This is a genomic window from Streptomyces sp. NPDC031049, from assembly GCF_055571015.1.
The window spans coordinates 127,561-139,950 of sequence record NZ_JBVIGC010000002.1 but is presented as its reverse complement, the minus strand read 5'-3'; the positions used below and the strand labels follow the sequence as shown (position 1 = coordinate 139,950).

Genomic DNA, 12,390 nt, shown 5'->3' with positions numbered 1-12,390 from the left:
CCGCCCCGGCGGACGCCGCCGCGGCGGTGTCAGTGGCCGGAGGTCGCCTTCAGCCCCACCACGGCGACCAGCAGCAGACAGATGAAGAAGATCCGCGCGGCGGTCACCGGCTCACCGAGCACCACCATGCCGAGGACCGCCGCGCCGGCCGCGCCGATGCCCACCCACACGCCGTAGGCGGTCCCGATGGGCAGAGTCCGGGCGGCGTACGACAGCAGCACCATGCTGGCGACGATGCCGGCGCCGGTGAACAGGGACGGGACGAGACGGGTGAACCCGTCGGTGTACTTCATCCCGATCGACCAGCCGACCTCCAGCAGACCGGCGACGATCAGCAGAACCCAGGCCATGACGGCACCTCCGAGGCGAACGCAAGCGAACTGAACGGTGGTGCGTCGTCTTTGCCTTCACCCGGTACGGCGCGTCTCGTCGGGGTCCTCCCAAGGTAGCAAAACACGCACGAAGGGGCTGGTGACGATGGTCACCAGCCCCATTCTCAGCAGCCCGCGGGGCCCACGCCCGGCAGGAAGGACGCACGACCCGGAGACACGGCCCCGGCCCGGTCCCGGTCCCGGCTCAGAGGTACAGGCCGGTCGAGTCCTCCGACCCCTCGAAGCGGTCCGCGGCCACGGCGTGCAGGTCGCGCTCGCGCATCAGCACGTACGCCACCCCGCGCACCTCGACCTCGGCACGGTCCTCCGGGTCGAACAGCACCCGGTCCCCGGGCTCCACGGTCCGTACGTTCTGCCCCACCGCGACGACCTCGGCCCAGGCCAGCCGCCGGCCGACCGCCGCCGTGGCGGGGATCAGGATGCCGCCCCCGGAACGCCGCTCGCCCTCGCTGGTGTCCTGCCGCACGAGCACGCGGTCGTGCAGCATGCGGATGGGCAGCTTGTCGTGCGGGGTGCTGTGGTCGTTTCTGTTGGCGCTCACGCCCTGAACCTACCTGCTTCCCCTCATCCCCTGCGCCGCCGGGTGCCGAGAGCCAGCAGCCCCACGACACCGACCACGACGAGCGCGACGGGCACGACCCGCTCCAGCCGGGGCGCGCCGTCCTCGTCCACGAACCTGCCCCGCACGTCGCTGACGACCCGGTTGGCGCCGACGTAGGCCCGGCCCAGGGTGTGGTCGATGTTGGAGACGACCTTGGCCTTGGCGTCCCCCATGATCGTCTTCGGATGCACCCGCATCCCGATCTCGTCGAGCGTCTCGGCCAGCACCTCGCGGCGGCGCCTGATGTCCGCCTCGATCTGCGCCGGTGTTCTGGTGTCCGACGTGTCCGCCACCGTACGGCCTCCGATGTGATGCTGATGCTTGTTCCGGACAGTCTGTCAGCTTCCCGGCCGACCGCACTGTCAGCACCCCCGGTTACATTGGATCGATGAGCGAGCGACTCCAGCCCGGGGACGTGGCCCCCGCCTTCACCCTCCCGGACGCCGACGGCAACGAGGTGTCCCTGTCCGACCACAAGGGCCGCAAGGTCATCGTCTACTTCTACCCGGCGGCCCTGACCCCCGGCTGCACCAAGCAGGCGTGCGACTTCACGGACAACCTGGAGCTGCTGGCCGGCGCGGGGTACGAGGTGATCGGCATCTCCCCCGACAAGCCGGAGAAGCTGGCCAAGTTCCGCGACACCGAGTCCCTGAAGGTCACCCTGCTCGCCGACCCGGACAAGAAGGTCCTGGACGCCTACGGCGCCTTCGGCGAGAAGAAGAACTACGGCAGGACGTACATGGGCGTCATCCGCTCCACGGTGATCGTGGACGAGGAGGGCAAGGTCGAACGGGCCCTGTACAACGTCCGCGCGACGGGCCACGTGGCCAAGATCATCAAGGACTTGGGGATCTGACGGCACCGCCCGGCCAGTAGCATGGCCGGGCAGCAGCCGCAGGCGGCCGTGGTGGAACTGGCAGTCACGCTGGGTTTAGGTCCCAGTGGGGTAACTCCCGTGAGGGTTCGAGTCCCTCCGGCCGCACACCGCCCGGTTCGGCGGGCCGGGCAGCACCGTCCGGCCCGTCAGCCGATCAGCTCCCGCACCACGGGCACCAGCGCCCGGAACGCCTTCCCGCGGTGGCTGATGGCGTTCTTCTCCTCCGGGGTCAGTTCCGCGCAGGTGCGCGTCTCGCCGTCCGGCTGGAGGATCGGGTCGTAGCCGAAGCCGCCGGTGCCGGCGGGCCCGTGGCGCAGGACGCCCCTGAGCTGTCCCTCGACCACCCGTTCCGTGCCGTCGGGCAGGGCCAGGGCCGCCGCGCAGGCGAAGTGGGCGCCGCGGTGTTCGTCGGCGATGTCGGAGAGCTGGGCCAGGAGCAGGTCGAGGTTGGCCTTGTCGTCGCCGTGCCGGCCGGCCCAGCGGGCGGAGAAGATGCCGGGGGCGCCGTTCAGGACGTCGACGCACAGGCCGGAGTCGTCGGCGACGGCGGGCAGTCCGGTGGCCTGGGCGAGGGCGTGGGCCTTGAGCAGGGCGTTCTCGGCGAAGGTGACGCCGGTTTCCTTGACGTCGGGGACGTCGGGGTAGGCGTCGGCGCCGACCAGTTCGTGGGGCAGGCCGGCGTCGGCGAGGATGGCCCTCAGTTCGGTGATCTTTCCGGCGTTGCGGGTGGCGAGGATCAGGCGGGTCATGGGGTTCAGTATCCCCGGACCCGCCCGCGCGTCCCGGCGGTGCCCTCGTTACGGCGTGCAGACCTTCGTCAGTTCGCCGGCCGCGTCGGTGACCGGGCTGATGTCGGGGGTGCTGTCGCCGTTCTCGATCGACGTGCGGACGTTGTCGACGGCCTTGCCGAGGTCGTCGACGGCCTTGTTGACGTCGGCGTTGTCGGTCTGGTCGCCGATCTTGTCGAGGTTCTTGTCTATGGAGGTGAGGGACTCCTCGAGCTGGGTCGGGTCGTTGGAGGCGTTTTCCACGGCCTGCTGGAGCTCGGTGACGCTGTCGGCGATGGCGTCGGCGGTCTGGACGCAGTCCAGCGCCTTGCCCACGGCGTCGCAGCCGGTGGTGAGGCCGGCGGTCAGGCCGGCGGCCGCCAGGGCTGCGGCGGCGATGGCGGTACGGCGACGGCGGCTGCGTCGGGTGGCGGCCATGGGTGCGGTCCTCCCGCTGGGTCGGGGCCGGCTGGCCCGGGTGGGTGCTGCGCCGGGCGCACGGCGGTGAGCCGTACGCCCGTATCTGCAGGGACGCGGGCGTGCGCGGCTCAGTTGCCTGCCGGCCCGGCGTTTCTTGGTGACCTGTTTACCTTTCGAGGACCGCGCCGAGGGCCTTGCGCTGGAGTTCGGCGAGCTCCGTGCACCCGGCGGTGGCGAGGTCGAGGAGGGCGTTCAGCTCCTCGCGGGCGAAGGGTTCGGCCTCGGCGGTGCCCTGGACCTCGACGAAGCGGCCGTCTCCGGTGCAGACGACGTTCATGTCGGTGTCGGCGCGGACGTCCTCCTCGTAGCGGAGGTCCAGCATGGGGGTGCCGTCGACGATGCCGACGGAGACGGCGGAGACGGTGCCGGTCAGCGGCTTGCGGCCGGCCCGGATCAGCTTCTTGTCCTGGGCCCAGGCGACGGCGTCGGCGAGGGCGACGTAGGCGCCGGTGATGGCGGCGGTGCGGGTGCCGCCGTCGGCCTGGAGGACGTCGCAGTCGAGGACGATGGTGTTCTCGCCGAGTGCCTTGTAGTCGATGACCGCGCGCAGGGAGCGGCCGATGAGGCGGCTGATCTCGTGCGTACGGCCGCCGATCCTGCCCTTGACGGACTCGCGGTCGCCGCGGGTGTTGGTGGCGCGGGGCAGCATGGCGTACTCGGCGGTGACCCAGCCCTCGCCGCTGCCCTTGCGCCAGCGGGGGACGCCTTCGGTGACGGAGGCGGTGCACAGGACCTTGGTGTCGCCGAAGGAGACGAGGACGGAGCCCTCGGCGTGCTTGCTCCAGCCGCGCTCGATGGTGACGGGGCGGAGCTGTTGGGGGGTGCGGCCGTCGATTCGTGACATGCGGGTGAGCCTAGCCGCATACGGAAGGGGCCCTTCCCGGAGTCTCGGGAGGGGCCCCTGTCGCGGTGAACCGGGGGTCACATCATGTCTTCGATCTCCGCGGCGATCGGGTCGGCGTCGGTGCCGATGACGACCTGGATGGCGCTGCCCATCTTGACGACGCCGTGGGCGCCGGCGGCCTTGAGGGCGGCCTCGTCGACCAGCGAGGCGTCGGAGACCTCGGTGCGGAGGCGGGTGATGCAGCCCTCGACCTCTTCGATGTTGTCGATGCCGCCGAGCCCGGCAACGATCTTCTCAGCCTTGCTGGCCATGTTCTTTCTCCCTGATCCGGACCGCTTTGTCGCAGTAACCCACAGTTGGCCCATCTTCGCGAGCGGTCGTGTCGTACGTACCGAATGATGGCGTCACGACAGCGGAACCGTCCGCCAACTGGTCTACACCACCTTAGTGGCCACTTTAGTGGACGGCCGCCGAACCGCCCCGTCCTAGGAGACCAGAGCCGGATGAGTGCCGACAGCGCGGTCAGTCCCGCCCGTGCCCGCTGGAACCGGTTGTTCCAGGGCCTTCAGAAGATGGGCCGCAGTCTGCAACTGCCCATCGCGGTCCTGCCCGCCGCGGGCATTCTCAACCGCCTGGGCCAGCCGGACGTGTTCGGGGACGAGGGGCTGGGCTGGACCAACGTCTCCAAGGTGATGGTGGGCGCGGGCGGGGCGCTGCTGGACAGTTCGCTGGGGCTGCCGCTGCTGTTCTGCGTGGGCGTGGCCATCGGCATGGCGAAGAAGGCGGACGGCTCGACGGCCCTGGCGGCGGTGGCGGGGTTCCTCGTCTACTTCGGTGTGCTGCGGCAGTTCCCGGACGACTGTCCGGAGGGGGCTCGGGCGGTGCCGAACGTGGGCTGCCAGGTGACCGAGGGGGCGGGCGCGGTGACCGCGTTCACGTACCAGAACCCCGGGGTCTTCGGCGGCATCGTCATGGGATTGCTCGCGGCCTTCTTCTGGCAGCGGTTCCACCGTACGAAGCTGGTGGACTGGCTGGGCTTCTTCAACGGGCGCCGGCTGGTGCCGATCATCATGGCGTTCGTGGCGATCCTGTTCGCCGCGCTGTGCCTGTGGGTGTGGCCGCCGATCGGTGCGGGGCTGGAGAGCTTCAGCGACTGGCTGACGGGGCTCGGCGCGTGGGGCGCTGGCGTGTTCGGGGTGGCGAACCGGGCGCTGCTGGTGATCGGGCTGCACCAGTTCCTGAACGTGCCGATGTGGTTCCAGTTCGGCAGTTACACCAAGCCGGACGGCACGGTGGTGCACGGCGACATCAACATGTTCCTGGCGGGGGATCCGGAGGCGGGCCAGTTCACCACCGGGTTCTTCCCGATCATGATGTTCGCGCTGCCGGCCGCGGCGCTGGCGATCACGCACTGCGCGAAGCCGCACCGCCGCAAGGAGGTGGGCGGTCTGATGCTGTCGGTGGCGCTGACGTCGTTCGTGACCGGGATCACCGAGCCGCTGGAGTACTCGTTCCTGTTCATCGCGCCGGTGCTGTACGCGGTGCACGCGGTGCTGACGGGGGTGTCGATGGCGGTGACGTGGGGGCTGGGCGTGAAGGACGGGTTCAGCTTCTCGGCGGGGCTCATCGACTACGTCATCAACTGGAACCTGGCGACGAAACCGTGGCTGATCATCCCGATCGGCCTGGGTTTCGCGGTCGTCTACTACGTGGTCTTCCGCTTCGCCATCACGAAGTTCGATCTGAAGACCCCGGGCCGGGAGCCGGAGGAGGAGGTCGAGGACGTGACCAAGGTGTAGGTCGCACGGAGTTTCCGCGTACCCTTTTCCCGGGTTTTCCAGGCCCTCGGACCGCCCGTCCGGGGGCCTTCGCCGTGCCCGTTTTCCGGCACTTTCCGTAGCCGGACGGTAGCTGGAATCGCGGGTTCCTTATGGGCCCTTCATCGTGCTACAACAGGTCTACACCACTGAGTGGTGTAGACCACCACCCGATGGAGGAAGTATGAGCACCGCCACCGACAAGGCGGCCCCCGCAAAGAGGCGGGGATCCGGTCTTTTCCAGGGTCTTCAGAAGATCGGCCGCAGTCTCCAGCTGCCGATCGCCGTGCTGCCGGCGGCGGGCATCCTGCTGCGTCTGGGCCAGCCGGACGTCTTCGGCGAGGACGGGCTCGGCTGGGACAAGGTCGCGGCCGTGTTCGCCACCGCCGGTGGTGCCATCTTCGACAACCTGCCGATGCTGTTCTGCATCGGCGTCGCCATCGGCTTCGCCAAGAAGGCCGACGGCTCCACGGCCCTGGCCGCCCTGGTCGGCTTCCTGGTCTACAGCAACGTCCTGAAGGCCTTCCCCGTCACCGAGGCGCAGATCAAGGCCGGCGAGGACGTGGCCGCGACCTACAACAACCCCGGTGTCCTCGGCGGCATCCTGATGGGCCTGCTGGCCGCGGTGCTGTGGCAGCGGTACCACCGCAAGAAGCTGGTGGACTGGCTCGGCTTCTTCAACGGACGCCGGCTGGTGCCGATCATCATGGCCTTCGTCGGCACCGCCGTGGGCGTCTTCTTCGGCCTGGTCTGGGAGCCGATCGGCGAGGTCATCTCGGACGCGGGTGAGTGGATCACCGGCCTCGGCGCGGCGGGCGCCGGTCTGTTCGGTCTGATCAACCGCGCGCTGATCCCGATCGGCATGCACCAGTTCGTCAACACCGTCTCCTGGTTCCAGATCGGCGACTTCACCAACGCCGCGGGCGAGGTCGTGCACGGTGACCTGAACCGGTTCTTCGCGGGTGACCCGACCGCCGGCCAGTTCATGTCGGGCTTCTTCCCGATCATGATGTTCGGCCTGCCGGCCGCCGCCATCGCCATCGCGCACGCCGCCCGCCCCGAGCGCCGCAAGGCCGTGATGGGCATGATGGTCTCGCTCGCGCTGACCTCCTTCGTCACCGGTGTGACCGAGCCCATCGAGTTCGCCTTCATGTTCATCGCGCCGGTGCTCTACGTGATCCACGCGGTGCTCACCGCCCTGTCGATGGCGATCACCTGGGCCCTCGGCGTCCACGCCGGCTTCACGTTCTCCGCGGGCTTCATCGACTACGCGCTGAACTGGAACCTGGCGACCAAGCCCTGGATGATCATCCCGATCGGTCTGGTGTTCGCGGCGATCTACTACACGGTCTTCCGCTTCGCGATCGTCAAGTTCAACCTGCCGACCCCGGGCCGGGAGCCCGAGGAGGAGGTCGAGGACCTCACGAAGGCGTGAGCGACCGCAGTGCACGACCGAGGCCCCGGAGCGGCGATCGCTCCGGGGCCTCGGTCGTGTCCGTGTCCGGAACCGGGCGCTTCAGACCTCGTAGACGGCCCCCGGCGCCGCCAGTTCCACCGGGCCGTCGTACACCGCGCGGGCGTCGGTCAGATTGGTCCGGGGGTCGGTCCACGGGGGGATGTGGGTGAGGACCAGGCGGCGGGCGCCGGCGCGGGTGGCCGTCTCGCCGGCCTCCCGGCCGTTGAGGTGGAGGTCGGGGATGGACTCCTTGCCGTGCGTGAAGGCGGCCTCGCACAGGAAGAGGTCGGCGTCCCGGGCCAGCTCGTCCAGCGCGGCCGTGACGCCGGTGTCGCCGGAGTACGTCAGCGACCTGCCGCCGTGCTCGATGCGGACGCCGTAGGCCTCGACGGGGTGGGCCACCTGGTCGGTGTGCACGGTGAAGGGGCCGATCTCGAAGGTGCCCGGCTTGACCGTGTGGAAGTCGAAGACCTCGCTCATGGAGGAGGCGGAGGGGGTGTCGGCGTAGGCGGTGGTCAGCCGGTGCTCGGTGCCCTCCGGTCCGAAGACCGGCAGGGGCGCACAGCGACCGCCGTCGTGCCGGTAGTAGCGCGCCACGAAATAGGCGCACATGTCGATGCAGTGGTCGGCGTGCAGATGACTGAGGAAGATCGCGTCGAGGTCGTAGAGACCGCAGTGGCGCTGCAACTCGCCCAGGGCGCCGTTGCCCATGTCGAGGAGCAGCCGGAAGCCGTCGGCCTCGACGAGGTAGCTCGAGCAGGCCGATTCCGCGGACGGGAACGACCCCGAGCAGCCGACGACGGTGAGCTTCATGAAGCAGAAACCTCCGCTGGCGGAATATCTGGCGGATACGGAGAGCGGATACGGAGAAACGGGGGTCGTGCGGTCCGTCGAGCGTAAGGCGCGAAACCTCAGGTCGCTCCTCCGCCAGGGGCCGTTGTGGGCGAACTCACCTGTGGTGTCACCGGTTCGGCTGGACGTGGGGAGTGCGAGGCGGGTGAGGGGGCGCGCGAATGAGGCGCGCGCCGGTAACGTCGTCGTATGGATACGTCGTGGTGGCTCGCGCTCGCCGCAGTGGTGCTGCTGGCGCTCGTCGCCGCGCTCGTCGACGGCTGGGGCCGCCGGGGGCACCGGCCGCCCGGTCCGCGGGGCCGGCGCAGGCCGCCGGGGCGCCCGGGTGAGCGGGCCGCCGCCGTCCGGCCGCGGCCGGCGGAGATCTGGTGGGCCAACGTGCCCTACGAGGACGGCCCGGGTGCCAAGGACCGGCCGTGTCTCGTGCTGTCCGTGCACCGGCGGCGGGCGCTGGTCGCCAAGATCACCAGCCGGTACCGGGAGGAGCGCGCCGGGGTCATCCCGCTGCCGCCCGGCGCGGTCGGTGACGCGCGGGGCCGGACCAGCTACCTGGAGACGGACGAGCTCCGGGAGGTCCCGGTGCGGGACTTCCGGCGCCGGGTGGGCGAGGTGGACCCGGTCCTGTGGGACCAGGTCCGGCACCTCGCCCTGTGAGGCCTCACCCCGCCCGGTGAGACCCCCGGGGCCGGTGCCGGTGCGGGCTCACGCCCAGAGCTGACCCTGGAGGGTCTCGATGGCTTCCTCGGTGGTGACCGCCGTGTAGACGCCGGTGGAGAGGTACTTCCAGCCGCCGTCGGCGACGACGAAGACGATGTCGGCGCTCTCGCCCGCCTTCACCGCCTTCTTGCCGACGCCGATCGCGGCGTGCAGCGCGGCGCCGGTGGAGACGCCCGCGAAGATGCCCTCCTGCTGGAGCAGCTCCCGGGTGCGGGTGACCGCGTCGGCGGAGCCGACCGAGAAGCGGGTGGTCAGCACGGAGGAGTCGTACAGCTCGGGCACGAAGCCCTCGTCGAGGTTGCGCAGGCCGTAGACCAGGTCGTCGTAGCGCGGTTCGGCGGCGACGATCTTCACGTCCGGCTTGTGCTCGCGCAGGTAGCGGCCGACGCCCATGAGGGTGCCGGTGGTGCCGAGTCCGGCGACGAAGTGCGTGACGGACGGCAGGTCGGCGAGGATCTCCGGGCCCGTGGTGGCGTAGTGGGCGCCGGCGTTGTCGGGGTTGCCGTACTGGTAGAGCATCACCCAGTCCGGGTGCTCGGCGGACAGCTCCTTGGCGACCCGTACGGCGGTGTTGGAGCCGCCCGCTGCCGGGGAGGAGATGATCTCCGCGCCCCACATGGCGAGCAGGTCGCGGCGCTCCTGCGAGGTGTTCTCGGGCATCACGCACACGATGCGGTAGCCCTTGAGCCTGGCCGCCATGGCGAGCGAGATGCCGGTGTTGCCGCTGGTGGGCTCGAGGATCGTGCAGCCGGGCGTGAGGCGGCCGTCCTTCTCCGCCTGCTCGATCATGTGCAGGGCCGGGCGGTCCTTGACCGAGCCGGTGGGATTGCGGTCCTCCAGCTTGGCCCAGATGCGGACGTCGTCGGACGGCGAGAGCCGCGGCAGGCGCACCAGGGGGGTGTTGCCCACCGCGGCCAGCGGCGAGTCGTACCGCATCCCGATCAGGCCATACCGCCGGCGACCGCCGGCAGGATCGTGACGCTGTCGCCGTCGGCGAGCTTGGTGTTGATGCCGTCGAGGAAGCGGACGTCCTCGTCGTTGAGGTAGACGTTCACGAAGCGGCGCAGCTGGTCGCCGTCGACGATGCGGTCCTGGATGCCCGCATGCCGGGACTCGAGGTCGGTGAAGAGTTCGGCGAGGGTGTCTCCGGTGCCCTCCACCGCCTTCTGACCGTCGGTGTACTGGCGGAGGATGGTCGGGATGCGGACCTCGATGGCCATGGCTGAGGGCTCCTGTCGGAAGGTGTCGTAGGTTCGAAACGGCGCACGGCGGCACCGCCGCGCCCCGGGGAGCAGGGGCCGTACGGCGGCGGCGGAAGATCAACAGATGGCGCTGTTCAGCCTGCACAGGTCGACGTGCAGCCGCGCCACGAGCAGCGTGCCCGGCGCCTTGTCGCTCACGTCGAGAAGAACCATGGGCTCATCGTATCGATTCCCGGTACGGCTCCCGGAGTGTGATCTCACATACCGGGCGCTTTGCGTCCAGTGGGCGGGATCAGTAGGCCTCCACCACCTTGACCTCCTCCTCGGTCACCTCGCCCTCCACGATCCGGAACGACCGGAACTGGAACTCGCCGGCGCCGTCGGTGTCGGCGGTGGAGACGAGGACGTAGTGGGCGCCGGGCTCGTTGGCGTAGGAGATGTCGGTGCGCGAGGGGTAGGCCTCGGTCGCCGTGTGCGAGTGGTAGATGACCACCGGCTCCTCGTCGCGGTCGTCCATCTCGCGGTAGAGCTTGAGCAGGTCCTGCGAGTCGAACTCGTAGAACGTGGGCGAGCGGGCGGCGTTGAGCATCGGGACGAAGCGCTCGGGGCGGCCCTCGCCGACGGGGCCGGCGACCACGCCGCACGCCTCGTCGGGGTGGTCGGCCCGGGCGTGGGCGACGATCTGGTCGTAGAGGGCCTGGGTGATGGTCAGCATGGGTGCCAGGATAAGCAGAAGGGCCACCCCGTACCGATGGGTGGTACGGGGTGGCCCACATGCCGGACACCAGGGTGGCGGCCGCGCCGGGGCGCCAGGCGTCCCCGGGCGGCCGGGCCTCCGCGGATGAGCGGAAAACGCGCTGGTCAGCCGACCTTCTCGAACTCCGACGGGCGGCGCTCGGTGATCTGCGGGTTGCGGCTCCTGAGGACCGCCCAGCCGATCGCCAGGGCGGCGGCCCAGCCGGCCATCACGTACAGGCAGACCCGGGCGTCGGCGTCGTAGGCGATCAGGCAGGTGACGAACAGCAGGAAGGCGATGGCGATCCAGGAGCACACCGAGCCGCCGGGCGCCGGGAAGGACGAGGCGGGCAGGCGGCCCGCGACGACCTGGCGGCGGTAGCGGACGTGGCTGATCAGGATCATCAGCCACGTCCAGATGCCGGCCGCGGTGGCGACGGAGGTGACGTAGCCGAACGCCTTCTCCGGCACGGTGTAGTTGAGCACCACGCCGATGCCCATGAAGACGACCGAGACGGCGATGCCGAGGGCCGGGGTCCTGGTCGACGACAGCCGCCGGAAGACCCGCGGCGCCTCGCCGTTGTCCGCGAGGGTGCGCAGCATCCGGCCGGTGGAGTACATGCCGGAGTTGCAGGAGGACAGCGCGGCGGTCAGGACGACGAAGTTGACGATGCCGGCGCCGGCCGGGATGCCGATGACGGCGAAGGCCTTCACGAAGGGGCTGACGCCCTCGGCGAACTCGGTCCACTTCACCACGCACAGGATGACGGTGAGGGCGCCGATGTAGAACAGCGCGATGCGCCAGGGCAGCGTGTTGATCGCCTTGGGGAGGGTCTTCTCCGGGTTCTCCGACTCGCCGGCGGTGACGCCGACCAGTTCGACGGCGAGGTAGGCGAACATCACCCCCTGGAGGGTCATCAGGGAGGAGCCGATGCCCTTGGGGAAGAAGCCGTCGAAGGCCCACAGGTTGGAGACGGCGGCGGTGTCGCCGGCCTGGCTGAAGCCGAGGGTGAGCACCCCCAGGCCGATGACGATCATGCCGATGATCGCGGTGACCTTGATCATCGAGAACCAGAACTCGATCTCGCCGAACAGCTTCACCGAGATCAGGTTGGCCGCGAACAGCAGGACGAGGAAGACCAGCGCCGAGACCCACTGCGGGATCGCGGGGAACCAGAAGTTGATGTAGATGGCGGCGGCGGTCAGCTCGGCCATGCCGGTGACCACCCACATCAGCCAGTACGTCCAGCCGGTGAAGTAGCCGAAGAACGGGCCGAGGAACTCGCGGGAGTACTCGGCGAAGGAGCCGGAGACGGGGCGGTAGAGCAGCAGCTCGCCGAGGGCCCGCATGATGAAGAAGATGATCACGCCCGCCAGGGCGTACATCAGGATGATGCTGGGGCCCGCCTTGGCGATGTTGGCCCCGGCCCCCAGGAAGAGGCCCACGCCGATGGCGCCGCCGATCGCGATCATCTGGACCTGACGGCTGTTGAGCCCGCGCTCGTACCCCTCTTCCGGGGCGTTCGCCTGGTCGACCTGCGCTGAGGTCATGTGTTGGTGCGCCTTTCTCCACGCCGACCCGGACCTTCGCGTCGGCCCCGGATCGGATCTCGATCCCCCCGGATGATGGAGCTGAGCGGGCATTCCCAG

General features: G+C 69.8%; 17 protein-coding genes, 1 tRNA gene and 1 riboswitch. Of the genes, 5 read left to right on the top strand and 13 right to left on the bottom strand.

Translation table 11 applies throughout. The features are described 5' to 3' along the window. Positions 1 to 29: 29 nt before the first annotated feature. The 3 genes from ACZ45Q_RS04105 to ACZ45Q_RS04095 form a co-directional block, all read right to left on the bottom strand. On the bottom strand, positions 30 to 350 hold the full coding sequence (locus tag ACZ45Q_RS04105) for a DMT family transporter (RefSeq protein WP_468254568.1): 321 nt from the start codon (positions 348 to 350) through the stop codon (positions 30 to 32). Positions 351 to 389: 39 nt separating this feature from the next. Beyond that, a riboswitch (guanidine-III (ykkC-III) riboswitch) is annotated at positions 390 to 451 on the bottom strand. Between the two features lie 125 nt (positions 452 to 576). Continuing rightward, a complete protein-coding gene (locus tag ACZ45Q_RS04100; RefSeq protein ID WP_468254565.1) occupies positions 577 to 933 on the bottom strand; it encodes a GroES family chaperonin in 357 nt (118 codons plus the stop codon). 23 nt (positions 934 to 956) lie between these two features. Further along, complete coding sequence (locus ACZ45Q_RS04095; RefSeq protein ID WP_468254564.1) at positions 957 to 1,286, bottom strand: DUF3618 domain-containing protein; 330 nt, start codon at positions 1,284 to 1,286, stop codon at positions 957 to 959. Positions 1,287 to 1,381: 95 nt separating this feature from the next. On the opposite strand from ACZ45Q_RS04095, the gene bcp reads away from it, so the two are divergent. Further along, positions 1,382 to 1,849 (top strand): thioredoxin-dependent thiol peroxidase, encoded by a 468-nt coding sequence (gene bcp / locus ACZ45Q_RS04090; protein WP_468254561.1) that lies wholly within the window; start codon positions 1,382 to 1,384, stop codon positions 1,847 to 1,849. A gap of 42 nt (positions 1,850 to 1,891) precedes the next feature. Continuing rightward, a tRNA-Leu gene (locus ACZ45Q_RS04085) sits at positions 1,892 to 1,975 on the top strand. A 41-nt stretch (positions 1,976 to 2,016) separates the two neighbouring features. On the opposite strand, the gene rdgB is transcribed toward ACZ45Q_RS04085, so the two are convergent. The 4 genes from rdgB to ACZ45Q_RS04065 all read right to left on the bottom strand — a co-directional run bounded on the left by rdgB (position 2,017) and on the right by ACZ45Q_RS04065 (position 4,272). Next, positions 2,017 to 2,619: an RdgB/HAM1 family non-canonical purine NTP pyrophosphatase gene (rdgB, locus tag ACZ45Q_RS04080; protein ID WP_468254559.1), complete on the bottom strand. Its 603-nt coding sequence runs from the start codon at positions 2,617 to 2,619 to the stop codon at positions 2,017 to 2,019. A 48-nt stretch (positions 2,620 to 2,667) separates the two neighbouring features. Further along, positions 2,668 to 3,075, bottom strand: a complete 408-nt coding sequence (locus ACZ45Q_RS04075; protein WP_468254557.1) for a hypothetical protein — start codon at positions 3,073 to 3,075, stop codon at positions 2,668 to 2,670. A gap of 148 nt (positions 3,076 to 3,223) precedes the next feature. Next, positions 3,224 to 3,961: a ribonuclease PH gene (gene rph, locus ACZ45Q_RS04070; protein ID WP_468254554.1), complete on the bottom strand. Its 738-nt coding sequence runs from the start codon at positions 3,959 to 3,961 to the stop codon at positions 3,224 to 3,226. Between the two features lie 77 nt (positions 3,962 to 4,038). After that, a complete protein-coding gene (locus ACZ45Q_RS04065) occupies positions 4,039 to 4,272 on the bottom strand; it encodes a PTS sugar transporter subunit IIB (protein WP_468254552.1) in 234 nt (77 codons plus the stop codon). 192 nt (positions 4,273 to 4,464) lie between these two features. Between ACZ45Q_RS04065 and ACZ45Q_RS04060 the strand changes: the two genes are divergently transcribed. Both ACZ45Q_RS04060 and ACZ45Q_RS04055 read left to right on the top strand, forming a co-directional pair. Beyond that, positions 4,465 to 5,760 (top strand): PTS transporter subunit EIIC, encoded by a 1,296-nt coding sequence (locus ACZ45Q_RS04060; protein WP_468254549.1) that lies wholly within the window; start codon positions 4,465 to 4,467, stop codon positions 5,758 to 5,760. A 202-nt stretch (positions 5,761 to 5,962) separates the two neighbouring features. Then, the gene (locus ACZ45Q_RS04055; protein WP_468254547.1) at positions 5,963 to 7,213 is read left to right on the top strand and encodes a PTS transporter subunit EIIC; all 1,251 of its coding nucleotides are present in this window, start codon (positions 5,963 to 5,965) and stop codon (positions 7,211 to 7,213) included. An 81-nt stretch (positions 7,214 to 7,294) separates the two neighbouring features. On the opposite strand, the gene ACZ45Q_RS04050 is transcribed toward ACZ45Q_RS04055, so the two are convergent. Next, positions 7,295 to 8,047 carry an MBL fold metallo-hydrolase gene (locus ACZ45Q_RS04050; RefSeq protein ID WP_468254544.1) on the bottom strand — a complete coding sequence of 251 codons (753 nt, stop codon included), beginning with the start codon at positions 8,045 to 8,047 and terminating at the stop codon, positions 7,295 to 7,297. 228 nt (positions 8,048 to 8,275) lie between these two features. Here ACZ45Q_RS04050 and ACZ45Q_RS04045 point away from each other — a divergent pair, with 228 nt between their 5' ends. Then, positions 8,276 to 8,740, top strand: coding sequence for a type II toxin-antitoxin system PemK/MazF family toxin (locus tag ACZ45Q_RS04045; RefSeq protein ID WP_468254543.1), 465 nt, complete (start codon positions 8,276 to 8,278; stop codon positions 8,738 to 8,740). A 48-nt stretch (positions 8,741 to 8,788) separates the two neighbouring features. Here ACZ45Q_RS04045 and ACZ45Q_RS04040 read toward each other — a convergent pair whose 3' ends face one another. The 5 genes from ACZ45Q_RS04040 to ACZ45Q_RS04020 form a co-directional block, all read right to left on the bottom strand. Continuing rightward, entirely contained in the window at positions 8,789 to 9,739 is a 951-nt protein-coding gene (locus ACZ45Q_RS04040; protein WP_468254541.1) for a PLP-dependent cysteine synthase family protein, read from the bottom strand. Between the two features lie 5 nt (positions 9,740 to 9,744). After that, positions 9,745 to 10,023, bottom strand: a complete 279-nt coding sequence (locus tag ACZ45Q_RS04035; RefSeq protein WP_468254538.1) for a MoaD/ThiS family protein — start codon at positions 10,021 to 10,023, stop codon at positions 9,745 to 9,747. A 99-nt stretch (positions 10,024 to 10,122) separates the two neighbouring features. Further along, the gene (locus ACZ45Q_RS04030; RefSeq protein WP_019065921.1) at positions 10,123 to 10,218 is read right to left on the bottom strand and encodes a putative leader peptide; all 96 of its coding nucleotides are present in this window, start codon (positions 10,216 to 10,218) and stop codon (positions 10,123 to 10,125) included. Between the two features lie 79 nt (positions 10,219 to 10,297). Further along, positions 10,298 to 10,720, bottom strand: a complete 423-nt coding sequence (locus ACZ45Q_RS04025; RefSeq protein WP_416526879.1) for a M67 family metallopeptidase — start codon at positions 10,718 to 10,720, stop codon at positions 10,298 to 10,300. 146 nt (positions 10,721 to 10,866) lie between these two features. After that, positions 10,867 to 12,291 (bottom strand): amino acid permease, encoded by a 1,425-nt coding sequence (locus ACZ45Q_RS04020; protein ID WP_468254534.1) that lies wholly within the window; start codon positions 12,289 to 12,291, stop codon positions 10,867 to 10,869. Positions 12,292 to 12,390 lie beyond the last annotated feature (99 nt).